The sequence below is a fragment of the Mucilaginibacter sp. P1_A3 genome (assembly GCF_056406855.1).
Genome location: NZ_JBFTZJ010000003.1, coordinates 528,634 through 553,101, shown reverse-complemented (window position 1 = coordinate 553,101; position 24,468 = coordinate 528,634). Strand labels below are relative to the sequence as shown.

General features: G+C 40.4%; 20 protein-coding genes. 14 read left to right on the top strand and 6 right to left on the bottom strand.

The window, feature by feature from the left end; genetic code table 11:
* Positions 1–498 precede the first annotated feature (498 nt).
* From AC1D0K_RS08960 to AC1D0K_RS08920, 9 genes are all read left to right on the top strand, one after another.
* Positions 499–1,425, top strand: coding sequence for an outer membrane protein assembly factor BamD (locus AC1D0K_RS08960; protein WP_295714933.1), 927 nt, complete (start codon positions 499–501; stop codon positions 1,423–1,425).
* A 13-nt stretch (positions 1,426–1,438) separates the two neighbouring features.
* Entirely contained in the window at positions 1,439–1,771 is a 333-nt protein-coding gene (locus AC1D0K_RS08955) for a DNA-directed RNA polymerase subunit omega (protein ID WP_295714930.1), read from the top strand.
* Positions 1,772–1,885: 114 nt separating this feature from the next.
* Positions 1,886–3,088, top strand: a complete 1,203-nt coding sequence (gene coaBC / locus AC1D0K_RS08950) for a bifunctional phosphopantothenoylcysteine decarboxylase/phosphopantothenate--cysteine ligase CoaBC (RefSeq protein WP_477391970.1) — start codon at positions 1,886–1,888, stop codon at positions 3,086–3,088.
* Positions 3,085–3,978, top strand: a complete 894-nt coding sequence (gene porD, locus AC1D0K_RS08945) for a type IX secretion system protein PorD (RefSeq protein ID WP_477391969.1) — start codon at positions 3,085–3,087, stop codon at positions 3,976–3,978. The genes coaBC and porD overlap by 4 nt, the downstream gene beginning before the upstream one ends.
* 229 nt (positions 3,979–4,207) lie before the next feature.
* Positions 4,208–4,585 (top strand): BlaI/MecI/CopY family transcriptional regulator, encoded by a 378-nt coding sequence (locus AC1D0K_RS08940; protein ID WP_295714924.1) that lies wholly within the window; start codon positions 4,208–4,210, stop codon positions 4,583–4,585.
* Positions 4,586–4,591: 6 nt separating this feature from the next.
* Positions 4,592–6,517 (top strand): M56 family metallopeptidase, encoded by a 1,926-nt coding sequence (locus AC1D0K_RS08935; RefSeq protein ID WP_477463039.1) that lies wholly within the window; start codon positions 4,592–4,594, stop codon positions 6,515–6,517.
* 135 nt (positions 6,518–6,652) lie between these two features.
* Positions 6,653–8,350, top strand: a complete 1,698-nt coding sequence (gene recN / locus AC1D0K_RS08930; RefSeq protein WP_477391967.1) for a DNA repair protein RecN — start codon at positions 6,653–6,655, stop codon at positions 8,348–8,350.
* A 10-nt stretch (positions 8,351–8,360) separates the two neighbouring features.
* The gene (locus tag AC1D0K_RS08925) at positions 8,361–9,125 is read left to right on the top strand and encodes an energy transducer TonB (protein ID WP_477391966.1); all 765 of its coding nucleotides are present in this window, start codon (positions 8,361–8,363) and stop codon (positions 9,123–9,125) included.
* A gap of 35 nt (positions 9,126–9,160) precedes the next feature.
* Positions 9,161–9,973, top strand: coding sequence for an enoyl-ACP reductase FabI (locus AC1D0K_RS08920; RefSeq protein ID WP_295714915.1), 813 nt, complete (start codon positions 9,161–9,163; stop codon positions 9,971–9,973).
* Between the two features lie 66 nt (positions 9,974–10,039).
* On the opposite strand, the gene AC1D0K_RS08915 is transcribed toward AC1D0K_RS08920, so the two are convergent.
* Positions 10,040–10,459: a hypothetical protein gene (locus tag AC1D0K_RS08915; protein WP_477391964.1), complete on the bottom strand. Its 420-nt coding sequence runs from the start codon at positions 10,457–10,459 to the stop codon at positions 10,040–10,042.
* 81 nt (positions 10,460–10,540) lie between these two features.
* Positions 10,541–11,224: a GDSL-type esterase/lipase family protein gene (locus AC1D0K_RS08910; protein WP_477391963.1), complete on the bottom strand. Its 684-nt coding sequence runs from the start codon at positions 11,222–11,224 to the stop codon at positions 10,541–10,543.
* A gap of 123 nt (positions 11,225–11,347) precedes the next feature.
* Between AC1D0K_RS08910 and AC1D0K_RS08905 the strand changes: the two genes are divergently transcribed.
* Entirely contained in the window at positions 11,348–12,475 is a 1,128-nt protein-coding gene (locus AC1D0K_RS08905; RefSeq protein ID WP_477391962.1) for a carboxypeptidase-like regulatory domain-containing protein, read from the top strand.
* Positions 12,476–12,498: 23 nt separating this feature from the next.
* Entirely contained in the window at positions 12,499–13,593 is a 1,095-nt protein-coding gene (locus AC1D0K_RS08900) for a carboxypeptidase-like regulatory domain-containing protein (RefSeq protein ID WP_477391961.1), read from the top strand.
* 69 nt (positions 13,594–13,662) lie between these two features.
* On the opposite strand, the gene AC1D0K_RS08895 is transcribed toward AC1D0K_RS08900, so the two are convergent.
* Positions 13,663–16,197, bottom strand: coding sequence for an ATP-dependent Clp protease ATP-binding subunit (locus AC1D0K_RS08895; RefSeq protein ID WP_295714901.1), 2,535 nt, complete (start codon positions 16,195–16,197; stop codon positions 13,663–13,665).
* Positions 16,198–16,732: 535 nt separating this feature from the next.
* Here AC1D0K_RS08895 and ettA point away from each other — a divergent pair.
* Together ettA and AC1D0K_RS08885 are read left to right on the top strand one after the other, a co-directional pair.
* Positions 16,733–18,415 carry an energy-dependent translational throttle protein EttA gene (ettA, locus tag AC1D0K_RS08890; protein ID WP_477391960.1) on the top strand — a complete coding sequence of 561 codons (1,683 nt, stop codon included), beginning with the start codon at positions 16,733–16,735 and terminating at the stop codon, positions 18,413–18,415.
* Between the two features lie 437 nt (positions 18,416–18,852).
* Entirely contained in the window at positions 18,853–19,920 is a 1,068-nt protein-coding gene (locus tag AC1D0K_RS08885) for a branched-chain amino acid aminotransferase (protein ID WP_295714895.1), read from the top strand.
* 135 nt (positions 19,921–20,055) lie between these two features.
* On the opposite strand, the gene AC1D0K_RS08880 is transcribed toward AC1D0K_RS08885, so the two are convergent.
* Together AC1D0K_RS08880 and AC1D0K_RS08875 are read right to left on the bottom strand one after the other, a co-directional pair.
* On the bottom strand, positions 20,056–20,571 hold the full coding sequence (locus AC1D0K_RS08880; protein ID WP_477441598.1) for a histidine phosphatase family protein: 516 nt from the start codon (positions 20,569–20,571) through the stop codon (positions 20,056–20,058).
* A gap of 86 nt (positions 20,572–20,657) precedes the next feature.
* Positions 20,658–20,939, bottom strand: coding sequence for an ATP-dependent Clp protease adaptor ClpS (locus AC1D0K_RS08875; protein WP_295714888.1), 282 nt, complete (start codon positions 20,937–20,939; stop codon positions 20,658–20,660).
* Between the two features lie 113 nt (positions 20,940–21,052).
* Between AC1D0K_RS08875 and AC1D0K_RS08870 the strand changes: the two genes are divergently transcribed.
* Positions 21,053–21,916, top strand: coding sequence for a hypothetical protein (locus AC1D0K_RS08870; RefSeq protein WP_477391958.1), 864 nt, complete (start codon positions 21,053–21,055; stop codon positions 21,914–21,916).
* Between the two features lie 74 nt (positions 21,917–21,990).
* Here AC1D0K_RS08870 and AC1D0K_RS08865 read toward each other — a convergent pair whose 3' ends face one another.
* The gene (locus AC1D0K_RS08865) at positions 21,991–24,429 is read right to left on the bottom strand and encodes a TonB-dependent receptor (protein WP_477391957.1); all 2,439 of its coding nucleotides are present in this window, start codon (positions 24,427–24,429) and stop codon (positions 21,991–21,993) included.
* Between the last annotated feature and the right edge of the window lie 39 nt (positions 24,430–24,468).

Genomic DNA, 24,468 nt, shown 5'->3' with positions numbered 1-24,468 from the left:
GGGAAACGGGGGATATTATTCACCCGATAGCGCTATTCATGCCTTATATATGGTAAACTCCCTTCCGTTATATCCTGGTCTCTCTTTTTCAGTACATATATATTATATATACACCGTAATTGCGTTAGGGGTAGCAGCGGATACCGGCCCGAGCCTAATGCCTTGTGACGTATGAGCGGATGACCCGGCCGCAGGCAACGCCCAGATTGAGACGAATCCCTTATATCCCCTGATCACTGAGCATTATCAAACGATGGATGTTCTTAAAAAATCTGCGACTTAGTATCCTTTCCCGAATTCTTCTACTATATTTAAACGAATACTATATTAATAGCACCAATTAAAAAACCAGGCGAAGGATTTGATTGACTAACTAAACACCAATAGTTAAAAGATGTTAAATACATATACTATATATATAAGGAGCACAAAACCCGTTATATATTAGCAGCTAAATAAATAATTGACTGATTTACATTAATCACCTATCTTTGCAAAATGTTTAAAAAACAACTAACGTTATTCACCTGTGTTTTAGCCCTGTTAATTATTACACTGGGAAGTTGTAAAAGCAAATACGAGAAGTTAAGAGCGAGTAACGATTACGCCAAAAAATACCAGGAAGCCATTAAGTACTATAATAAACAGGAGTATGAAAAAGCGCTGGGTTTATTTGATGTACTGGTTGAACGCTATCGCGGACGTAGCGCTGCCGAAGACTTGTTTTATTACTATGCCTTCACCAACTATAAGTTAAAAGATTACACATCTGCAAGATTTCACTTTAAAACGTTTGCCGATACCTACCCATCGAGCCCGAGAGCAGAGGAATGTCGCTTCTTTTCGGCTTATTGCTATTATCTTGATTCGCCCACATTTTCGCTTGATCAGGAAAACACTTTAAAGGCTATCGAAACGTTACAGTTGTTCATTAACCTTTATCCTAAGAGTGACCGGGTTACTGAAGCAAGTAAGTTAATACAGAACCTGCGCGATAAATTGGAAATGAAAGCCTATGAAAACGCTAAATTATATTTAACCATCAGCGATTATCAATCGGCAGTTATTGCCTTTAATAATGTACTTAGAGATTATCCGGATACTAAATACGGCGAGGAAATTGAATTTTTGATCATAAAATCGCAATACAAGTACGCCGATCATAGCTTTGAAACTAAACAAGTAGAACGTTTTGACCAAACTATAACTTATGCCCAACAGTTTAACGATAAATTTCCGGCGAGTAAATACGGTAATGAAGTTAAAGGGTTAATTAAAGATAGCCAGGCTGGCATTGTAGAGGCTAAACGTGTAGAAGCCGAAATATTGACCAATACCAAACTGGCTAAAAAACTGGCTGCAAAAGATACGCTCAGAACACAGCCGCCATCAGAAAAGAATCAGAATCAGAAAATACCATATTAAAAAAATTAGAGATATGACAGCAAATAACACCAACAAACCAGCAGTAGCAAGCAGCACTGTAACCCGCGATTTACGCGAGCTGGACGTTAAAACAAACAACATATATGAGTCGCTTGTGATCATGTCAAAAAGAGCAAACCAGATATCAAACAATATAAAAGAAGAGTTACACCAGAAACTTTCTGAGTTTGCGTCATCAAACGACAACCTGGAAGAGGTTTTTGAAAACCGTGAGCAAATTGAGATCTCTAAATACTATGAAAAACTACCAAAACCATCATTGGTAGCTGTTCAGGAATTTTTAGATGACAAGGTTTATTACCGTAACCCATCTAAAGAAGCTTAAGCCCCCCGACCCCTTAAAGGGAAGCGCAGGTTAAAGAATTAAAAACTCCCATATGGGAGTTTTTTTGTTTATTTTTAAATTTTATAATCATTCCCCCACAGGGGGTAGGGGCTTATGCTTGAAGGTAAAAACATCATTTTGGGAGTCTGCGGCAGTATAGCTGCCTATAAATCGGCATTACTGGTAAGATTATTGGTTAAGGCCGGGGCCAATGTACAAGTACTGATGACGCCCGATGCTACCAGTTTTATTACTCCTTTAACACTTTCCACGCTCTCAAAAAAGCCGGCCCTGGTTGATTATTATAAAACAGAAACCGGCGAGTGGAATAACCATGTTGAGCTGGGCCTTTGGGCAGATATGCTGATCATAGCACCGGCAACTGCTAATACACTGGCTAAAATGGCCAATGGCTTTTGTGATAATTTGCTGACGGCCGTTTACTTATCGGCTAAATGCCCGGTGTATTTTGCACCTGCTATGGATCTGGATATGTGGCTTCACCCTGCAACCCGCCAAAACGTTAGCAGGCTTCAATCATTTGGTAACACCTTGATAGCGCCTGGTAATGGCGAATTGGCCAGCGGTCTTTATGGCGAAGGCAGATTGGCGGAGCCAGAAGAAATCGTCGATTTCTTATCATCTATCCTTAAAAAAAAGCTCGTTTTAGCCGATCATAAGGTAATAGTTACTGCCGGCCCAACTTATGAAGCTATTGATCCGGTACGCTTTATTGGCAATCACTCATCCGGTAAAATGGGTTTTGCTATCGCGGATGAGCTGGCCAGGATGGGCGCCGATGTTATACTCATCAGCGGCCCTACTGCTCAGGTAAGCGGTCAGCAATCGGTAAAACGAATTGATGTTACCTCGGCTGCTGAAATGCTTGATGCCTGTTTAGCTCATTATAAAGATGTTAAAGCTTGTGTTATGAGTGCTGCCGTTGCAGATTATACCCCGGTAACTATCGCGCAGCAAAAAATAAAGAAAAAAGATGCCAGTTTTGCTATTGAACTAAAAACTACTACCGATATATTAAAGACACTGGGCGAACAGAAGGCAAAAGGGCAGATCCTGGTTGGTTTTGCATTGGAAACCAACGACGAGGAAGCGAACGCCATAACCAAGCTGCAAAAGAAGAATCTTGATTTTATTGTGCTAAATTCGTTAAACGATGCAGGCGCCGGTTTTAAAAAGGATACCAACAAAATAACCATTATTGACCGCGATCTGCATAAAACAGCATTTGAATTAAAAAGTAAAGATGCTGTAGCCCATGATATTTGCCTTAAAGTTGCCCAACTGATAAACCAATGAAAACCATACTCCTTTACGCACTTTTAGTTTTGTTTGGTTTCCGCGCTGCTGCGCAGGATTTGAACGCGCGCGTACAAGTGGTTTCACCAAAAATACAGGTAACTAACAAGCGGATCTTTCAAACTTTGGAAACTGCTATGAAAGATTTTTTGAACGGCCGCAAATGGAGTGCCGACCAAATACTACCCCAGGAACGTATAGACTGCAATTTTGTATTGAACATTACCAACTGGGATGGCGGCAGCGTTTTTAGTGCAGAATTGCAGGTACAATCATCCAGGCCAATATTCGGTTCATCATATAGCTCAACTTTACTCAACATTAACGATAGGGATGTCGATTTTACTTATAACGAAGGCCAAACGATTGATTTTAGCGATCAGAATTTTCAGGGTAACCTAAGTTCGGTAATGGCATTTTACGCTTACATTATTGTAGGCATGGATTATGACACTTTTTCGCACGATGGTGGTACCCCCTATTTTGCCAGTGCCCAAACAGTGGTTACCAATGCGCAAACCGGTTCATACAAAGGTTGGAAAGCTTTTGACGGCAATATTAACCGCTATTGGCTGGCGGAGAATTTGAATAATAAGCTTTATGCCCCACTACGTGATTTTATGTATGATTATCACCGCAACGGGCTTGATATTATGGCTGATAACGCTAATAAGGGCCGTAAATTTATCACTACGCTTTTACCAAACCTACAGCAGATAGACCGGCAGCGTGTTGGCTCTATGTTCCCGCTTATATTTTATACAGCCAAAAGCGACGAGTTGGTTTTACTTTATGGCAAGGCTGATTCGCAGGAGCGCCTGCAAGCCATGAATTTATTAATGAAGACAGATCCGGCAAACGGAACTAAATACCAGGTTTTGCAGAAATAAAGACCGCTACCTTCTTAAAGGGAACTTTTAATTTTCATATTTTTTGTTTGAATCAGCATTTACTGAAATTAAGAGAAAGTATGGCTATCAAACCGACATCCTGTTAATTTCAAAACTTTCCTTCCCACACCCCTTACATTTCTCCCATTCTAAAAAATATTTTAACAATTACTTGCAAATACGAAATCCATCGTAGATATTTGTACGAAGAAATTCGTATAACAATAAAATGGATATAAAACCAACAGAAAGCGAGCTTGAAATTTTGCAGGTAATATGGCGAATGGGCCAGTGTACTGTACGCGATGTGCATGAGGAATTGGCTAAAACCAAAGACGCCGGCTATACCACTACGCTTAAACTGATGCAGATAATGAGTGATAAGGGTTTGGTTGAGCGCGATACTACCTCAAAAACACATTTATACAAAGCATTGTTTAGCCAGGAGCAAGCTCAAAGCAACGCTTTGGATAAAATACTGTCTACTGTATTTAAAGGTTCTACATCCGATTTAGTGATACAGGCGCTTGGGCAGCACCGTGCATCAAGCGATGAGATAGATGCCATTAAGAGTTTTCTTAACCAGTTTGATCAGCATAAAAAATAAAACGTTATGGAAAGTGTATTCTATGATATAAGCCAGGTTTTGGGTATCACCATTATCCATTCTTTATGGCAGGGTTTATTGGTTTGGTTTGCATTGCGTTTATTATTTGCCTGCGCGCCAAGCTTATCATCAATAAAAAAGCATAATGCTGCTATGGTAGCTATGCTTGCAATAAGTGTATGGTTTGTTTACACTTTTGTAACCCAGATACAGGCACATGTATGGATAGATTTCTCTGCAGCCAGCTCCCCGGCCTTATTACCACATTTCACTTTCCCTTTATCTACTATAACACACAGCGTTTCGCCATCATATTATAATTACGTTATTGAAGGTTACCTGCCTTATATCTCCACTATTTATTTTATTGGTCTCGCCTTTAACATATTGAGGATGGGGATCAACTGGCAAAAGCTGAACCATATTAAAGGAACCATGATACCTTCCGACAGCCTGCAGGAGTATGTTGATTCGCTTTGCCAACAACTTCTTATTGACAGGTATGTAAGTGTGAACATCAGTCGCCTTGTTGATGTGCCCTGCATGATTGGCTTTTTTAGTCCCATTATACTTTTACCAATTTCATTAACTACCTATTTATCAACCGAAGAGGTAAAAGCCATTTTATTGCATGAATTATCGCACATAAAACGCAACGACTACCTGCTTAACATGGTACAGCAGTTTATAAGCATATTGCTTTTCTTTAATCCCTTTGCCCAATTAATTAATACAATAATAAACCAGGAACGCGAAAACCGGTGCGACGACCTGGTAGTACAAACAACTGCCCAACCCTTAGTGTATGCGCATGCACTATTAAAGTTGGAGCAAAAAAGGCTGGGAAACCTGCAACTGGCCCTTGCCGCCACCGGAAAAAAGTATCATTTATTAACCAGAATTGAACGTATCATGAACACAAAGAAACCCATAGACAACATTCGTCACCTTTTAGTGGCTGTTGCAATAATAGCGGCAAGCATTAGTAGTATTGCGTGGCTTAATCCTACCATAGCTAATGGTAAAATATCAATAAAAAAAGTGAAGGTAATCTATCCGGCAGTATTGAAACAATTACTTGCAGATACCACCCGTAAAAAAGCTGTTAAAGCGAAAAAAGTAGTATCCGCAAAAACAGCTTTACGAAACAAGCGCACTGCAGAAGAAAGATATAACAACTTTAACGACGCCGAATTGAACAAGCTAACTGCCGAGGTTGATAAATATGCCGAACAAATAGGCAAATACTACGATAGCCCCGAGTTTAGAAGTCAGCAAAAACTGATGGAAGAAAAGGCTGAAGCTATGGAGAAATTTTATAATAGCGCCGAAATAAAAAAAATGCAGGAAGACCAGGAAAAGATAGCCGCAGACTTTCAAAAAAACTGGGGCGAAACCGGCGAGACCAGTAAACTGGGTGAGCAAATGGGTAAAATGGGCGAAAAAATTGGGGCATATTACAACAGTCCCGACTTTAAGAGAATGAATGAAGAGCTCAGAAAAAAATATGGTATTAAAGGTAATTACCATGATGATAGCAAGGATGAGAATTACAAAAAATACCAGGACGAATTGCAAAGTAAAATTTCGCCCGAGGTAAAAGAGCAAGCTGAATTGCTGAAAAAGATGGGCGAAGAAATGCGCAGTCATTTTGACTCACCGGAGTTTCGTAAAAAAAGCGACGAACTGCGAATGATGAGCGATAGCTTAAGAAAAGCATACCATAACCCCGCAATGGAAGAGCAAAAACAGGAGATGAGAAGGATGGGCGAAAAAATGCGGGCTTACCAGGATAATGCTCAAATTAAACAAGCGAAAGCACGGTTGCAGGAAGCCAGTAAAAAACTAAGGGAATATACCAACAGCCCGGAATTCAAAAAACGGATGGCTGATGCAAAGAAACAGGCGGATCTTGCACTTGAAGAGAACTAAAGAAGGCAAACGGATTTTTATTTGTATCATAACGCCTTTTAAAACTAAATAAATTAGCAATATTTCATTAAATTTTAGTTTAAAGCATCTTAATTCTTAATTTAGTATCCTTAATAAAATAAGGATACTTTTTTTATGCTTCAAAAGCTAACTATTAATAACTACGCGCTGATTGATAACCTGGAGATAAGTTTTGGCGAAGGCCTTAACATTCTTACAGGCGAAACAGGAGCAGGTAAATCGATCATATTGGGCGCATTGTCGCTCATTTTGGGTCAGCGTGCCGAGAGTCGCTATTTTTTTAATCAGCAAAAAAAATGTGTAATTGAAGGGTCGTTTAAAATAAGTGGATTTCACTTAAGTTCATTCTTTGAAGAAAATGATCTTGATTATGAAACCGAAACCGTTTTACGCAGGGAGATATCTGCCGATGGAAAATCCCGGGCTTTTGTGAACGATACGCCGGTTAACCTTACCGCGCTTAAGCAACTGGGCGAAAAGCTGATCGATATCCACTCGCAACATGCCACGCTGGAGATCAATGATCCCGAATTTCAGTTACTGGTGGTTGATTCGGTTGCCAAGCATGATGAGCTGCTGAATGATTACCGGAACAAATACCACGCATTTAAAAAAGATACCGGCAAGCTAAACCAATTAATAGCCGAAAGTGATAAAGCCAAAGCCGACCTAGATTATTTCCAGTTTCAGTTTGATGAACTGGACAAGGTTAGCATCAGCGCCGACGAACAGGAGCCACTGGAGAAAGAGCTTTACGCACTAAATAATGCAGAAGAAATTAAGCGCAACTTATACGGCGCATATTACCTGGTACAGGAAAGTGAAATGGCCGCCATTTCACAATTACGTGAAGCCGGGCAACAATTAGGATCGATTGAAAAGTTTGACTCCCAGATTGAAGAATTGCACCAACGCTTAAACAGCGCCATCATCGAACTAAAAGACATAGCCACCGAGGTTGAACTGATAGAGCAAAAAACGCATACCAACGAGGCCCGGGTTGAAGAAATTAATACCCGCTTAAGCCTCATATATAACCTTCAAAAGAAACACCGGGTAAACAGTAATGCCGAACTTTTACAGATCCAGGACGATCTGTCGGGTAAAATACAGCAGGCCTTATTCAGCGATGAGACCATTGAAAAACTCCAAAAACAGCTGACTGCCGATAAAGCAGAATTGGAAAAGCTGGCTGCCAAGCTAACTGCCAACCGGTTAAAAGCTATCCCCGCTATTGAAAAACAAGTGATTATTACACTTGCCGAAATGGGGATGAACAATTCGACGTTGAAAATTGAACAAGCCCCCCTACCCCCTAAAGGGGGAGTTATAGAAGCAGGTGGAAAATCTTTGATAACATTAAATGAAAATGGAACTGATCATATCCGCTTCCTTTTCTCTGCAAATAAAGGCCATTCATTGGCCGAGATGAGTAAAGTAGCATCGGGTGGTGAGCTTTCCAGGTTGATGCTGAGCATAAAATCAATTATTGCAAAACATACCGCCCTGCCTACCATTATTTTTGATGAGATAGATACGGGAGTATCGGGCGAGGTTGCCAATAAAGTTGGCCAGATCATGGAACGCCTGGCCGATAACCTGCAGGTAATTACTATTACGCATTTACCACAAATGGCCAGCAAAGGCAAAAACCATTACTTTGTTTATAAAGATGATAGCTCGGCAACAACCTATACCCGCATCAAAAAACTGGATAACCATGAGCGTGTTTTGGAAATTGCCAAAATGCTAAGTGGTGATAAACCGGGTGAAAGCGCATTGCAAAATGCAAGGGAATTGCTGGCTCTGTAAATACATCAATATGAAAGTAATACTAAACCTGCTTTTTATATTATTTATTAACCAAGCTTTATTTGCTCAACAAACGCAACCAGGCATCGTTTATCGGGATACCATCAATTTACATGGTTATGTTTACAATGAGCTTGGCAAACCGATTAAGTATATATACCTCCAGTCGACCCAAAAGATTATAGGTTATAATATTCACATTGCAGCCGTTACTGACACAAATGGCTTTTTTGAACTTAAAGGGATAAAGTTTCAGGATACCCTGACGTTTGAACGCAACATTCTGTATAATCCTGCCCCTGTTTACAACAGGGGCAGCAGGTATGTGGTTGTATATTTACCAACTGCTGCCATCAATAATATCAGTCTGGCAGGCCCCGTGACTATAGCTGCGATACGTAAGCATCCAAAAATTATAGCTAAGTTTCAGATGACTAATGATGACGTGATAATAGAACCGCATAGGGAGTTACATTTAAAAGCAATTTTCCCCGGGGGTGATCAGCATTTTATGGAGTTGCTAAAACAGCAAATGATTTACCCTAAAGATGCTATAGATAATAACATAGAGGGTACGGTGCAGCTTGGGTTTAAAATTGAAAAGGACGGTTCGGCGGTTGACTTTAAAATACTAAAAGGTATTGGATACGGTTGCGAGCAACAGCTAACCAATATTATAAAACATTTGCCCAAATGGCGACCGGCATTTGAAAATGGAAGGCTTGTTATAACACAACAAACTGTTTCTGTTGAGTTTAAACTAACTGATAAATAATTATAACTTTGCTACAATTATAGAAAACTCAAAACATGGCTTATAATTTATTAAAGGGCAAAAAAGGCATCATATTTGGTGCCCTCAATGAGCAATCCATCGCCTGGAAAGTAGCGCAGCGCGCTGTACAGGAAGGTGCCGAAATTGTATTATCAAACGCGCCAATTGCATTACGCATGGGCGAACTCAATAAACTGGCAGAAGAGTGTAATGCTCCTGTCATCGGTGCAGATGTTACCAGCAATGATGATATCAATAACCTGTTCATCAAAACACAAGAGCATTTTGGCGGTGGTGTCGATTTCATTTTGCACTCCATAGGCATGAGCATCAACGTACGTAAAAGTGTTCCTTATCCAGAAAACAATTACGATTTTACCCACAAAGGCTTTGATATTTCGGCATTGAGCTTACACCGCATTTTACAGGCGGCTATGAAACACGATGCCATCAATGAATGGGGATCAGTATTGGCATTAAGCTATATAGCAGCACAACGTTATTTCCCAGGTTATAATGACATGTCTGACAATAAAGCTGTCCTGGAAAGCATTGCCCGTAACTTTGGTTACGAATATGGTATTAAAAAACATGTACGTGTTAATACAATATCTCAATCGCCAACCCGTACTACTGCTGGTTCGGGAGTTAAAGGCTTTGATGGTTTTATAGACTTTGCCGAAAAAATGAGCCCACTGGGTAACGCTGATGCAGACCAATGCGCTGACTATTGCGTATCTATGTTTAGCGACCTCACTAAAATGGTTACCATGCAAAATCTCTTCCACGATGGTGGCTTCTCCTTCACTGGCGTAACACAAGCTGTTATTGACCAGATGGGGAAATAAAAATACTAACCCAAAAAAAATGCGCTCTCATAAGATGGAGCGCATTTTTTTTTGAATCTTTTAAAATTACTGGCCCGAATCTACCAGAACCACCTTAACCTTAATATCGTCAGCAGGCGCAGTAGCTAATTTAGTACCATTAACACCCTGGGCATATAAAACAATTCTTCCAACACTGGTAGTATAACTGTAAGATATACCAGCATAAGCTTCAGGAATAGCTTCATAAGTAGTGCCATTATTGTAAGAGATATACACTAATACTCCGCCATTTTCCTGGGCGTATGCATTAAGCTCGGGTAAATCGCCATCCTTACCCAGTTCAGATGTGTAGGATACATTATCATCGGTGGATAACTTCCATCCGGTTGTACCTTTCACTGTATAAATTGCAGTTACATTGGCAGAAGGTGTAATGTATTTTTTAGTACATGAGGTTGCCGCTATTAATACAGTGCAGCAAATTAAAGTCAAGATTTTTTTCATAATGTTTCGATTGTATATATTGTAAGAACAATATAATTTAAAAAGGTTTAACGCTTTTTGATTTAATTTATTTCAAAAGTATTACTTGCTTATTGATATATATGGTTCCAGTTGCTTTTTCCATAAGTAGTATCCATATGGAGTTAGGTGGATGCCATCAATGGTGGCAAGAGCGTTCAACCGGCCGTCCAGGATAAAATAGTTGTACATATCAATATAGCTAAGTTGATTAAGCCCGCAATAAGCTGCCACTTTACTATTATAAGCTTTAATTTTTGCATTAAACTTATTACTTAATGTAGGTAAAACCGATTGTACGTATAGCTTAGTTGCAGGCGAGCTTTTTTTGACAAGTGTACACATGGTAACAAAGTCATTATACATCAGGCTGCTATCCCTCCCATCCCTGATATCATTAATACCTGCCTCTAAAAATATCCTGGGCGGTTTCCTTTTAATTATCCTTTCCAGGTTTGTTAAAATATCCTTGTTTTCGGCACCACCAAAACCCATATTTTTTAAATGACCATTGTTAAAACTACTCCTCAACGCAAATCCTTCGGTTAAACTGGTGCCAATAAATATGATCTCCTGGTTATCGCTTTTAGTGCTAAATAGCACCTGCCATTTTTGCTGTTCAAATTGATGCTGGCGCCGGTAGGCAAATAAAATCTTTCTGTCGATAAAGTAGCCAACGGTTATAATATTCAGTGCAATTGATATAACGAAAACCCATTTATAGATCAACTTTTTATTAACAGTCATATAAAATTATATCTGCTGATATTTAATCAACGAGGCCTAAATATACAATACTTAAAGGTTGCCGGTTTTGGATAAATCAGAAAAACATTTTTCTATAACTAAATTTTTAGTTTATTTGTATCTATGCGGAAACTACTTCATTTACTGCTATTCATCGTGCCCAACATTTGCCTGGCGCAGGTAACAATCACCGGTAAAGTAATTAACAGCAATGATAAAAACCCTGTAGCAAATGCCAGCGTGTTTTTAAACAACGCCATCGTTGGAGACAAAACCGCTGATGACGGCGCATTTACGCTCCGCAACGTAAAGCCGGGCCAGTACACCCTTATAGTAACCATTGTTGGTTATGAAACTTATAGCCTCAGCCTGATGGCGGGGACTAAGGATGTCGCCTTACCCGAAATTTCGCTTACACCTAAAACTATCATGCTACAGGAGGTGAGCATTAAGCCCGATCCCAATCGCCTCAGAAATTATAATGATTTTAAAAGATTGTTTTTAGGTACATCTGCAAATGCCCAGTTATGTAAAATTTTAAACCCGGATGTAGTTTATGTTGATTTTGATACTAAAACCGGAATACTTTCGGCCTCAAGCGGCGATGATTTTATAGAGGTAGAGAATAAGGCGTTAGGCTATCTTATTAAATACAAACTCACCAAATTCAGTTATGAGCCTAGAGGCGTTTTTTATTACGAGGGCATTTCGGTTTTTGAAGAACTAAAAGGTGGCAGAGCACAAAAACGCAAATGGGAAAAACAGCGAACTATAGCCTACCTGGGTTCTCCGATGCATTTTTTAAGATCGGTTATTGCCGATCAAATAACCAGGGATGGCTTTCAGGTTTTAAGATTAATACGAAAACCCAATCCCGATTATCAGGAGGGAAAAATGGGAAACAATAACTACAAATACATTCAATCATTATATACAAAGCCTCCCTTAACGGCAAGCGACTTTGCTAAACGCACCGATCAAACCGACCTGTTTGCTCTGGGATTTAGTGATTGCCTTTATATAATTTATACCAAAAAACGCGAAGAAACAGATCTGTCAGTTTATCACCCCTTAGATATTCCTAATCACCCGGTTACTATACTTTCATTTGATGAACCCTATGCTTTTTTTGACAGGAATGGCATTATAGTTAACCCGCACAGTGTTATTTTTGAAGGAGATTGGGCTAAAAGTCACATGGCCGAATTACTGCCGGTAGATTATGAGCCCGAAAAAGCCAATGAAAAATAGTTGATTTATTTTTAGCTTTATCCATGCTAAAACCTTTACTCTTATTGCTCTTGTTGATTCCCGTGGCGTGCTTTTCGCAATTAAAAATTACGGGGCGAGTTATAGACAAAAGGTACAAAAACCCGGTAGTAAACGCCAGAGTATTTTTAACAAAGGATACCACAAAGTATAAAACTGATAATTACGGGGTATTTACCATTCCCAACGTAAAACCAGGGGAATATACACTCGTTGTAACGTCGACAGATTATGAAACCTATGCTAATACATGGCTTGTTTATGATAATAGTATCACTATTCCCGATATAAGTTTATTACGTTTAGATGAATTGGATCTTGTTAACGACAAGTACAATACTAACCGGGAGCGTGATATAAATATTTTTAAAGCTTTTTTTATAGGGGAGTCTACCAATGCAAAAAAGTGCAAAATCCTGAACCCGGATGCTATTTTTGTAAAATACAATAGCATATTAAAGGCACTCATAGCATTTTCCGATGAATACATTAACGTCGAAAACCGGGCGCTGGGTTATTTGATCAAATATAAATTAGGCACATTCCACTACCTTTCCAATGGATTGGTTTATTTTGAAGGAACACCACAGTTTGAAGAGTTAACCGGCAGCGAATCGGAAAAAAAGAGATGGAAAAAGCAGCGCCTTATCACATATCAAGGTTCGTCAATGCATTTCCTACGATCAGCAATTACAAATCAACTTGAGGAGGAGGGCTTTAAAGTTTCACGATTAATTAGAAAGCCGGATACTGACTACTATAAGTTAACTAATCAACAATCTATTAAATCAATTTATAAAGGTGAATCCTTACCGGTGGATAGTTTTATAAACCACACCAACAAAAAAGGCGTATTTGCAATGAAATTTAACGACTGCCTTTATATAATTTATACAAAAAAAGTTCAGTCGCCTAACATAAATAAAATTGGCTTCACGGCAAAATTGCCCAATTATGCCACTACGATAATTACTTTTAATGAGCCATATGCCCTCTTCGGTATCGAGGGTATAATTACAAACCCTCAAAGCATTTCGTTCGAAGGCGACTGGAGCGAAAGTGGTATAGCAAACCTTCTCCCACCAGATTATCAGCCTTAAAAACTCCCACCTAACAAAAAACCCCATCTGCCTAAGCAAACGGGGTTGTATTTTTAAATAAGCTTTAACTTATTTTTGTTCTTCTTCTGTTGGTGTTTTGCTTTCACCTTTTTGGTCAATGATTGTGATCTGACTGGTTTCTTTGTCAAAATCAACTTTCATAATATCACCATCGCTCAATTCACCTTTAAGGATTTCTTCAGCAATAGGATCTTCCAGGTATTTCTGGATAGCCCGTTTTAACGGACGTGCACCAAATTGAGAATCGTAACCTTTATCGGCAATAAACTCTTTAGCGGCTTCTGTAAGTTCAATTTTGTAACCTAAAGCATTAACACGGCTAAACAAGTAAGCTAATTCAATATCGATGATTTTGAATATTTCATCCTTGCCTAATGAGTTAAATACAATAACATCATCAATACGGTTCAAAAACTCAGGAGCAAAAGCGCGTTTTAAAGCATTTTCGATAACACCTCTTGAATGCGTATCGGCCTGTAAATTTTTAGCATTAGTGCTGAAACCTACACCCTGACCAAAATCTTTCAGTTGGCGTGCGCCAATATTAGATGTCATGATGATGATCGTATTCCTGAAATCAACCTTGCGGCCTAATGAATCAGTTAACTGGCCTTCATCCAATACCTGTAACAATATGTTAAACACATCAGGGTGAGCTTTTTCAATCTCATCCAATAATATTACTGCATATGGTTTACGGCGTACCTTTTCGGTTAATTGTCCACCTTCTTCATAACCCACATAGCCCGGAGGCGCTCCTACTAAACGTGATACCGCGAATTTCTCCATGTACTCGCTCATATCAATTTGTATCAGCGCGTCTTCGGTATCAAACATAAAGCGGGCAAGTTCTTTTGCAAGCTCAGTTTTACCAACACCTGTTGGGCCTAAGAAAATAAATGAACCAATTGGTTTTTTAGGATCTTTTAAGCCTGCACGTGTACGTTGGATAGCACGGGTTAATTTTTTAATCGCCTCATCCTGGCCAATAATCTTGCTGGCAACAGTATCGCTCATGTGCAATAGCTTTTGGCTATCGGCCTGGCCTACCCTTTGTACAGGAATACCAGTCATCATAGATACTACTTCGGCAACATTATCTTCAGTTACGGTATAACGTTTTGATTTTGTTTCGGCTTCCCAAACAGCTTTAGCCTGGTCAAGCTCGGCAATCAAATTCTTTTCGGTATCACGCAATTGTGCAGCTTCTTCGTATTTCTGGCTGCGAACAACTTTGTTTTTTTCGATCTTGATCTGCTCTATCTTTTGCTCAATATCCAATATATTTTGTGGTACATGGATATTGGTTAAGTGAACACGTGAACCCGATTCATCCAAAGCATCAATCGCCTTATCCGGTAAAAACCTATCGGTAATATAACGGGTAGTTAAGTTAACGCAGGCATTGATAGCTTCCGGAGTATAAGTTACACCATGATGTTCTTCGTATTTTTCTTTGATCCTGTTCAGTATCTCGATAGTTTCATCAGGAGTAGCTGGCTCAACCATTACCTTTTGGAAACGACGGTCCAAAGCACCATCTTTCTCAATATACTGGCGATATTCATCTAACGTAGTTGCGCCGATGCATTGTATTTCGCCCCTTGCCAAAGCAGGTTTAAACATATTTGATGCATCAAGCGAGCCTGAAGCACCACCTGCACCTACAATAGTATGGATCTCATCAATAAATAAAATTACATCAGGGGATTTTTCCAGTTCATTCATCACCGCTTTCATCCGTTCTTCAAACTGGCCGCGGTATTTTGTACCGGCAACCAATGAAGCCAGATCAAGTGTTACCACGCGTTTGTTGAACAATACACGCGATACCTTGCGCTGAACAATACGTAATGCCAATCCTTCAGCTATTGCTGATTTACCAACACCCGGCTCACCTATTAATATAGGGTTGTTCTTTTTACGGCGCGAAAGAATTTGAGATACCCTTTCAATTTCCTTTTCACGACCAACAATCGGGTCAAGTTTTCCATCCTCGGCGGCGCGGGTTAAATCGCGGCCAAAGTTGTCCAACACCGGTGTTTTTGATTTAATGTCTGATACCTTTTTAGGCTGACTAAATGACTCTTCTTCTTTAAAGTCATCATCGCCACCGGTTGGTGATCCTGGCATTTCGTCAGTTACATCGTTTTTATGTGATTCAACTTCACCTTTAAACACCTCGTAGTTTACGTTAAACTGTACCAATATTTGCGATGCGATATTATCCTCATCGCGCAATATAGATAGCAGCAGGTGCTCGGTTCCAATTACATCACTTTTAAATATTTTGGCTTCCAGATAAGTTATTTTTAATACTTTCTCGGCTTGCTTAGTTAGTGGAATACTGCCAATATGTACATTTGTTCCAATGGTACCTTTAACAGCATCTTCAACGGCACGCCGAAGTTTTGCAGTATCAACATTCAAACCTTTCAGCAATTTAATTGCTACGCCGTCTCCATCCCGGATAAGGCCCAGTAAAAGATGCTCCGTTCCTATATAGTCGTGCCCAAGGCGCAATGCCTCTTCTCTGCTGTATTGAATGACATCTTTAACCCTCGGCGAAAATTTAGCTTCCATATATACCTTTCAATTATTATGAACGTCCTAATCTATAAATTTTGTTTTCAATCACGACGCATGACTTAACATTTATCAACAATATTGCCAACATTTAACACTTTGCAGAAACAGACATTCATATGATACGCAAGCTATTAAAGTTTGGGTTCAATCAGCAATTTTTGACAAAAAATTCAACGATCAATGAATTCTTTTACAATATACGAATGAAACTTACCATTTTGATACAAAAAATTCAAAATAGTTTAAACATCGTGTTAATAAATTATAATCACCATAACAAAACAGGCATTTCGTCATACCATATGTCATTAAGGCATTAACCTAATGTTTATTCAATGTTTACTTATATGTACGTAAAAGCTATCAAAACAGTTGCCACTTTGCTATGTTAAACGAAATTAAATACTTACAAGTATGTATTGATTAGGGAGTATTTATAAAAGGCAGCAATTTTTTTTTCTGACACTGCTTTTTTTAGGTAATCCATCAATTTTGACTCATATTTGAATTCTTTTTTTAATCAATTATAATGGCAGACGAAAAGATCATTTTTTCAATGGCTGGGGTTAGCAAAGTTTATCCCCCGCAAAAAACAGTTTTAAAAAACATTTATCTATCGTTTTTTTATGGTGCCAAAATTGGCGTTATCGGCTTAAACGGTTCGGGTAAATCATCTTTATTAAAAATTATAGCAGGCATTGATAAAACCAATATAGGCGAGGTCGTTTTTTCGCCGGGCTATACCGTTGGCTACCTGAGCCAGGAGCCAGAGCTCGATCCCAACAAAACCGTGCGCGAAATTGTGGAAGAAGGTGTTGCCGAAACCACAGCATTATTGAAGGAATACGAAGAGATCAACGAGAAATTTGGTCTTGAAGAATATTACGGCGATGCTGACAAAATGGACAAGCTGATGAACCGCCAGGGCGAACTACAGGACCAGATAGATGCTGTAAACGCCTGGGAACTGGATACCAAGCTGGAACGCGCCATGGATGCACTGCGCTGCCCCGAGCCGGATACCAAAATTTCGGTACTATCGGGAGGTGAACGCCGCCGGGTGGCATTATGTCGCTTATTGTTAAAGGAGCCCGATGTTTTACTATTGGATGAGCCTACCAATCACCTGGATGCCGAATCTATTGACTGGCTGGAACAACATTTACAACAATATAAAGGTACCGTTATAGCGGTAACACACGATAGGTATTTCCTGGATAACGTTGCCGGATGGATCCTGGAACTTGATCGTGGAGAAGGTATCCCATGGAAGGGAAATTATTCCTCATGGTTAGATCAAAAAGCCAAACGCCTGGCCCAGGAAGATAAGAGCGAAAGCAAACGCCAAAAAACGCTGGAACGCGAGCTGGAATGGGTGCGCATGGGACCAAAAGGTCGCCACGCCAAATCAAAAGCCCGTTTAGGCAATTACGAGAAATTGGCATCCGAGGAAACCAAGGAGCGCGAAGACAAACTTGAATTGTTTATCCCGCCGGGACCGCGTTTGGGTAATATCGTAATTGAAGCCAACGGCGTAAGTAAATCATACGGCGATAAATTGTTGTTTGATAACCTCAGCTTCTCCTTACCCCCGGCAGGTATAGTAGGAATTATCGGCCCCAACGGTGCAGGTAAAACCACGCTGTTCCGTTTAATTACCGGACAGGACCAGCCGGATGCTGGCACTTTCCGTGTAGGCGAAACCGTTGCTTTAGGCTATGTTGACCAGATGCATGATGACCTTGACCCTAACAAATCTGTTTGGGAAAACGTAACCGGCGGCCTGGAAACTATTATGGTGGGCAACAAGCCCCTTAACTCAAGGGCATACGTATCCAAGTTCAACTTTAACGGTGCCGATCAGCAGAAAAAAGTAGGCGTACTATCGGGCGGTGAGCGTAACCGTGTACACTTATCCATCACCCTTAAAAAAGGATCGAATGTGTTGCTGCTGGATGAGCCAACCAATGATATCGACGTAAACACATTGCGAGCTTTGGAAGAAGCTCTGGAAAACTTTGGCGGCTGCGCTGTAGTCATCAGCCACGACCGCTGGTTCCTTGACCGCATCTGTACCCACATCCTGGCATTTGAAGGTAACTCACAGGTTTACTTCTTTGAAGGAAACTATTCTGATTACGAAGAAAACAAAAAGAAACGTTTAGGTGATGTAGCGCCAAAGCGGATCAAGTATAAAAAATTGACGGTGTAAGCCCCCTCTAAATCTCCCCCTGAAGGGGGAGACTTTTGAATTGCAAATGGTGACCATATAAAACCTCGTCATTGCGCGTTTTACTATCCAGGGGACACTGAAAGGAAAATGACGTTTGAAAAGTTTGTCATCCTGAGGAACGAAGGATCTATTCGCAGACTGTACATGGCGAAGAAGTATGGCGAATAATAGATCCTTCACTGCGTTCAGGATGACAAAAAAATGTTTTATAACCTCGTCATTGCGAGGAACGAAGCAATCCCCAACTATGCAGGTTCTCCCTGTAGCGCTGGTGATTGCTTCGTTCTTCTTAATGACTTTTTTATTTAATAATTATCACTCCGCCCTCCTTTTTTAACCTTACAGTCAATTCCTTATCTCAACTCAATAAAAAATTTCCTAACTTTCCATTTTCTAATACATAATACATTAAGGCCATGACAGAGACGCTGGACATCAAGATCACCAAGACCACTCATTCCCGTTTAGCAGAAACGGATTTTGACAACTTACCTTTCGGAAAAACATTTTCTGACCATATGTTTATGGCTGATTATGCTGATGGTGAATGGAAAAACCTACAGGTCATTCCCTACGGCGAGATTGGATTGAGCCCGGCAATTTCTGCCTTACATTACGGCCAGGCTTTTTTTGAAGGTTTAAAAGCTTACAAACATGCTGATGGAAAAGTAACCATTTTCCGCCCCGACAAAAATGCTATCCGTTTTAACAAATCGGCAGAAAGGCTTTGTATGCCTGCCCTGCCCGAAGAAATATTTTTACAAAGTATGGCAGCTGTGGTTGATATCGACCGCGAATGGGTGCCATCAAAAGCCAACCACGCTTTATACATCCGCCCTTTTATGTTTGCTACAGATCCTTTCCTGGGTGTAACACCATCGGCAACCTATAAATACATGGTACTTGCTGGCCCCGTAGGTCCATACTTTTCAAAAACACTCCGTGTAAAAATTGAAACATATTACACCCGCGCTGCCGAAGGCGGTATGGGTTACGCAAAAGCAGCCGGTAACTACGGCAGCTCGATGTTACCCGCCCGTAAAGCAGCCGAAGAAGGTTTTGACCAATTGATATGGACCGACGCCAAGGAACATAAATATGTGGAAGAAATGGGCGCCGCGAATGCGATGTTCATGCTGGACGGCAAACTAATAACAGCCGAAACTAAAGATACTATACTGGATGGCGTAACCCGCAACACCGTTATTACCTTAGCCAAAGAATGGGGTATAACTGTTGAGGAACGCAAAGTTTCTGTTGCCGAAATCATCGAAGGCGCCAAAAATGGCAAACTTACCGATGCCTTTGGTGCAGGTACTGCCGCAACCATAGCTTCGGTAGGATCAATAAGTGTTGATGGTGAGGAGTATTTTTTAAGCGATCCAAAAACACGTGAATTCTCCCAAAAAGTATTATCAACCCTTGATGCTGTAAAATATGGCAGAGAAGCTGATACTCATGGCTGGAATTACCTGGTAGGTTAATCAAAATAATTAATAAAACAGGAAAGGTGCTCAAATGGGCACCTTTCCTGTTTTATCTAAATTACAAATCGTCTGCCACCCTCGAGTCTTAGACGGCTTCAGATTAGCAGTTTCTATTTTATTGTCTCCCCAGCTTTAAAAACTACAATGGCCTTCAGGTTTTATCCCTTCTTTATCAATTGTTAATATAGGCTGGCCTTTTTTATAAGTTACAATCCATATACTATCAAAATCATCATTGGGCCACTGCTGGCCTTTAACACTGATGCCTAATGCTTTTATAGCAGGCTTAATATAGCTATGCTCCCATACTATAAGGATAGTTCCCTTTTTACCTTGCAGTTCAGCAACCAAATTATTTACATCTTCCTCTTCAAAACTGCTGTTGATGGCTAAATTGTACTTAATGGCAAAAGGCGAAACGGTTTGAAACATCCGCCCGCGTGAGGTTGACTTACCGGGATGCATAGACGGAATATAAATATGGCTTACCGGGCCAAACTTTGCTTTTAAAACTTCGGGTAATTTTAAAGCTCTGTTTAAACCCATGCATGATAGGTTATCTCCATCTGCAGGTTTCTCTGCATGCCTTATAAATATCAGTTTCAGGTTTTTACTTTGAGCATCGGCATGGTAAGCACCGCAGCACATTAATAGTAAAATTATAAGTGGGAATATTATTATTCGTTTAATCATACAAGGGAACAACGTGCTATTAGTAAAGCCCCAACTACAAATTACTCAACACTTACAGTCAATCCTTCTTGTTGCAATATCTTCCGGTATATCTCCATCTCGGTAAACGAACCTTCCAATACAGCGCATTTACCTTCATTATGCACTTTCCAGGCTATTTTTTCGGCTTGAGGTTCGGAGTAGTCAAGATACTTCATCATGCAATGGATTACGTGATCAAACGTGTTAAAATCATCGTTCCACAATATAAGGCGGCGAACTTCTTTAAGTCCTGCCAGTAATTCTTCGAGGGTAAATGTTTCTTCCTGTGTTTCAGTTGGCATACGTAACTACAAAATTACTCAAAAACAATAATAAAAAAGCTAAAATCGTGTTCAATTACCTTAAAAAGCTTGCTGTAACAGTATAGATACTAAACCCCGAACACCATAAACTCATGAAAAAAATTGCCACTTGCATTATTATTCCCCTGGCCGCTCAATTATTTACAGCAACTATAGTGAACGCCCAAGCCGCCAAAACCAGCCAAAATACATTGCAACCTCCGCCTAACGCCATAAAAATTGATGGCGATTTGAAAGACTGGGGCGATAGTCTGCGGTATTTTAACGAAGAAAAAAAACTAAACTATGCTTTGGCCAATGATAAAACTACACTTTACGCAGCCATTCGCATTACCGATAAAATGGACCAGATGCGCACCCTTAATGCTGGCATTACCTTAAGTATTGATACTAAAGGGAAGAAGAAAGAAACTTATTCACTAACGTTCCCGCTGGCAGAACCAGGCACCAAGCCCGATTTTGGCAAAAAGCCAGACGATAATACCGAAATTACCCAACAAGACCGGGATGACCTGCTACGTGAGCGGGTTACCAAACTGCGGGACATTAAGGTGGTAGGCTTTAAAGATATTGAGGGCGATATGATCACGACATCAAACACCTATGGCATCAAGGCTGCCATTGATTATGATGCCGAAGGAAACCTGGTTTATGAAATAGCCATCCCACTGCAGTTTTTTCACGCTGAAGAAATCACTAAAACCGAATGGGCTTTCAACTTTAAAATAAACGGCATACAGCGGCCAAAAGGTGAAGGCATTGAAGGTGGTGAACACCAGGGCAGCGGTGACTTTGGTGGTGGCGGCGGAGGAAGAGGCGGTCGTGGTGGCGGTGGCGGCGGAGGTGGCCGTGGAGGAAGAGGTGGTCGCGGCGGCGGCGGTGGTGCCGAAGGAGGCCGCAATGAGCTATCCAAATCGACTGATTTTTGGGAGAAGTTTTATCTGAGTAAAAATTAATTAAAAGCAACACGCCCGATAATCCGTTAAGAAACGGCCTATCGGGCGTATGGTATAGTGAATGGCTATTAACACTATTCCACTTTATAAGTAAAAACCTGGTGGCCAATATTCCCATCTGTATCAATACCTTCAACTGTTATGCGGTAAGTTCCTTTAGTGTCCGCATTAAAGAATGATAAGCTTGTGTTGCCATCTTTATCAGTTATAATATCCGGTTTCCAATAAATGGTAGTTCGAAGGTCGGGTTGCCTGGTAACTGATGTAGCATCATATTTTGGCGAATAAAACTCCCGTGCTTTATAAAAACCGGATGATTGATAGGTTATCACATCGGGAGTTGGGGGACCGTAACTTCCCGAATGCTTTCGTGATGTCAAAAACACCATTCCCGAACTTGATCTATCCGTACCATATATAACGCCTTTACCGGTAGTCCTCACAATTTCGGCACTTTCAATATCAGTTAAATTCAGGCTCATGTAGACATCGTAATCAATATAAGCCCCATCAAGTAAAATCTGCATCGGTTTTGGTGACACTCCTCCCGCTGTCCGCGCTATCATGCGTGTATTATAGGGCCTATTATTCATAAACATTACGCCCCTGGCGTGCTGCTGCAAAAATTGGCTCAAGGTTAATCCTGTGCCATCTTTAGGAAAATCTTTAATAACCTGATCGGGGTTGGCTGGATGTTCAAAAGGATCTGGCGCAACGTCCCTTTTATCTTTAATTACCACTTCGCGCAGCTGTATTGTGCGCTTATCAATATTTGATTTAAACTGCTGGGCAATCTGTTTTTGGTAAAGCGTAAGCAAGGTAGTATCACTCAGCTGCTCATAAGCTATATCATTATTTTTTTCGGATTTAAAAGGTGCGATGGTATCCAACGTAATTACCACATTTTTACCATTAATTGAGGTACGCCCTTGAACTATATATTTTATAATCGTATCCTGATCAGTAACCAATCTCTTAAAAGTGAACTTTCCGTTTTCATCGGCCAGGGTATCCAGCTTAAACCATCCGCCTTTAACGCTATAAAGCATAATCTTGCCGTTAGGTATTGGTTTGCCACCTAACGTTTTTATGCTCCCCGATACAGTAAGCGAATTTTCGGGTTCATAGTTCAAAACCGGATAGCTTTTATCTATTACCTGTTTCCATTCAAAGCGGTGAAAGCCCTGGGTAAGCATCAGCAGGTCAAGATCGGCCCTTGTTTTATCACTTATATTGGTGAAATAATAATCAGGGTCTTCAATATAGCCTTTAATATCCGAGGTAAGCAGCAGGTTACTCAATATGGAATTTTTGGAGATTCCTTTAGTACCCGCTAAATCTTCATTAATAACCGCGGCAGAGAAACTACCTACAACCGGTTTACTATCCTTGTCGGCCACTTTTATGGCGATGTTCACCTTTTGCCGGGTGGCATAAACTTCCTTTGCGGTACTTATGCCGAGCTTCAACTGGTCGTTATGCTGAATAAAGGCAATACGTTCATTAAGCGGTTCACCGTTTTCTGCAAATAAGGTAAACTGCACTATACCCGTGGGGAACCGGTGCTTATCTATCCGGGTAGTAAAGCTTTGCGATAATAGTTTAAAATCGGCAGTATAATAAACCTTAGCTCCTGCCTGGGCCAGCAGGTAGTACCTTGCTCCCTTTTTCGTTTCAAATAACTTTGCCGACGATGCCACCCTGATACTTACACTATCCGGCTGACTATTATTAACGGCGATAGCAAAACCATCATCCTGCGCTTTTGGCAAACTTACGGTAAACTGTTTACCATCTTTACGGGTTATTTTGGCTTTGTAATTTTTACCTGCTTGCGGTATTATCGCAAATACCCCCATCCCCAAATGTTGCGTGCTGAATACCGCTACCTCACTACCATCATTATCAATTATGGAGCCTTCAACGTCCTCGGCTATGCCCTTTGTGCTTATAGCTTTTACAGCCACCTTTGAGCGTAAGCCGTTTATAATAGCACCTCCCTCGGGAAAAAACTGAACATCCGGATCACCGCCCGCCTTTTGTTTCCTTTTGATAATTGACAGTTGTGTGTCGCTTACAATAATTGATTGATCAAAGAAATAATCAGCAGCAAAATTGCGCATCCAATTGGTATAGGCACGTATTTGATAACTACCGGGCCTGGTTAAAACGGGCAGCGCAAAATCGCCCCAACCTATACCTGTACTTAGGGGTATAGCTATCCTGTTTATTACAGAATCTTTTTCGGTAAGTAATTCAACATGTACTATATTACTAATGGCTGATAAACCATGATTCTCGCCCGCAACCGTATATGCCTTAAACCAGATGGTATCGCCAGGCATATAGGCTTGTTTATCAAGATGCAGGTAAACCTTCTCTACCGGGTTCGCCAGCGAATACCTATCAAGCGAGTTTATAGTGTGGGCTAAAAAAGCGCTATCAGTTTGGGCAAAACCTTTAAAAGCAACAAATAAAAGCCCGGTTAAAATACAGGTAAAAAGAAATTTCATATCAACTGATAATAAAAAGCAAGAATTTGGATAACAGAT

Bases quoted from the DNA above. Each gene is read 5' to 3' on its own strand.
- AC1D0K_RS08960 (WP_295714933.1), top strand. From the start codon at position 499: ATGTTTAAAAAACAACTAACGTTATTCACCTGTGTTTTAGCCCTGTTA.
- AC1D0K_RS08955 (WP_295714930.1), top strand. From the start codon at position 1,439: ATGACAGCAAATAACACCAACAAACCAGCAGTAGCAAGCAGCACTGTA.
- coaBC (WP_477391970.1), top strand. From the start codon at position 1,886: ATGCTTGAAGGTAAAAACATCATTTTGGGAGTCTGCGGCAGTATAGCT.
- porD (WP_477391969.1), top strand. From the start codon at position 3,085: ATGAAAACCATACTCCTTTACGCACTTTTAGTTTTGTTTGGTTTCCGC.
- AC1D0K_RS08940 (WP_295714924.1), top strand. From the start codon at position 4,208: ATGGATATAAAACCAACAGAAAGCGAGCTTGAAATTTTGCAGGTAATA.
- AC1D0K_RS08935 (WP_477463039.1), top strand. From the start codon at position 4,592: ATGGAAAGTGTATTCTATGATATAAGCCAGGTTTTGGGTATCACCATT.
- recN (WP_477391967.1), top strand. From the start codon at position 6,653: ATGCTTCAAAAGCTAACTATTAATAACTACGCGCTGATTGATAACCTG.
- AC1D0K_RS08925 (WP_477391966.1), top strand. From the start codon at position 8,361: ATGAAAGTAATACTAAACCTGCTTTTTATATTATTTATTAACCAAGCT.
- AC1D0K_RS08920 (WP_295714915.1), top strand. From the start codon at position 9,161: ATGGCTTATAATTTATTAAAGGGCAAAAAAGGCATCATATTTGGTGCC.
- AC1D0K_RS08915 (WP_477391964.1), bottom strand. From the start codon at position 10,459: ATGAAAAAAATCTTGACTTTAATTTGCTGCACTGTATTAATAGCGGCA.
- AC1D0K_RS08910 (WP_477391963.1), bottom strand. From the start codon at position 11,224: ATGACTGTTAATAAAAAGTTGATCTATAAATGGGTTTTCGTTATATCA.
- AC1D0K_RS08905 (WP_477391962.1), top strand. From the start codon at position 11,348: ATGCGGAAACTACTTCATTTACTGCTATTCATCGTGCCCAACATTTGC.
- AC1D0K_RS08900 (WP_477391961.1), top strand. From the start codon at position 12,499: ATGCTAAAACCTTTACTCTTATTGCTCTTGTTGATTCCCGTGGCGTGC.
- AC1D0K_RS08895 (WP_295714901.1), bottom strand. From the start codon at position 16,197: ATGGAAGCTAAATTTTCGCCGAGGGTTAAAGATGTCATTCAATACAGC.
- ettA (WP_477391960.1), top strand. From the start codon at position 16,733: ATGGCAGACGAAAAGATCATTTTTTCAATGGCTGGGGTTAGCAAAGTT.
- AC1D0K_RS08885 (WP_295714895.1), top strand. From the start codon at position 18,853: ATGACAGAGACGCTGGACATCAAGATCACCAAGACCACTCATTCCCGT.
- AC1D0K_RS08880 (WP_477441598.1), bottom strand. From the start codon at position 20,571: ATGTGCTGCGGTGCTTACCATGCCGATGCTCAAAGTAAAAACCTGAAA.
- AC1D0K_RS08875 (WP_295714888.1), bottom strand. From the start codon at position 20,939: ATGCCAACTGAAACACAGGAAGAAACATTTACCCTCGAAGAATTACTG.
- AC1D0K_RS08870 (WP_477391958.1), top strand. From the start codon at position 21,053: ATGAAAAAAATTGCCACTTGCATTATTATTCCCCTGGCCGCTCAATTA.
- AC1D0K_RS08865 (WP_477391957.1), bottom strand. From the start codon at position 24,429: ATGAAATTTCTTTTTACCTGTATTTTAACCGGGCTTTTATTTGTTGCT.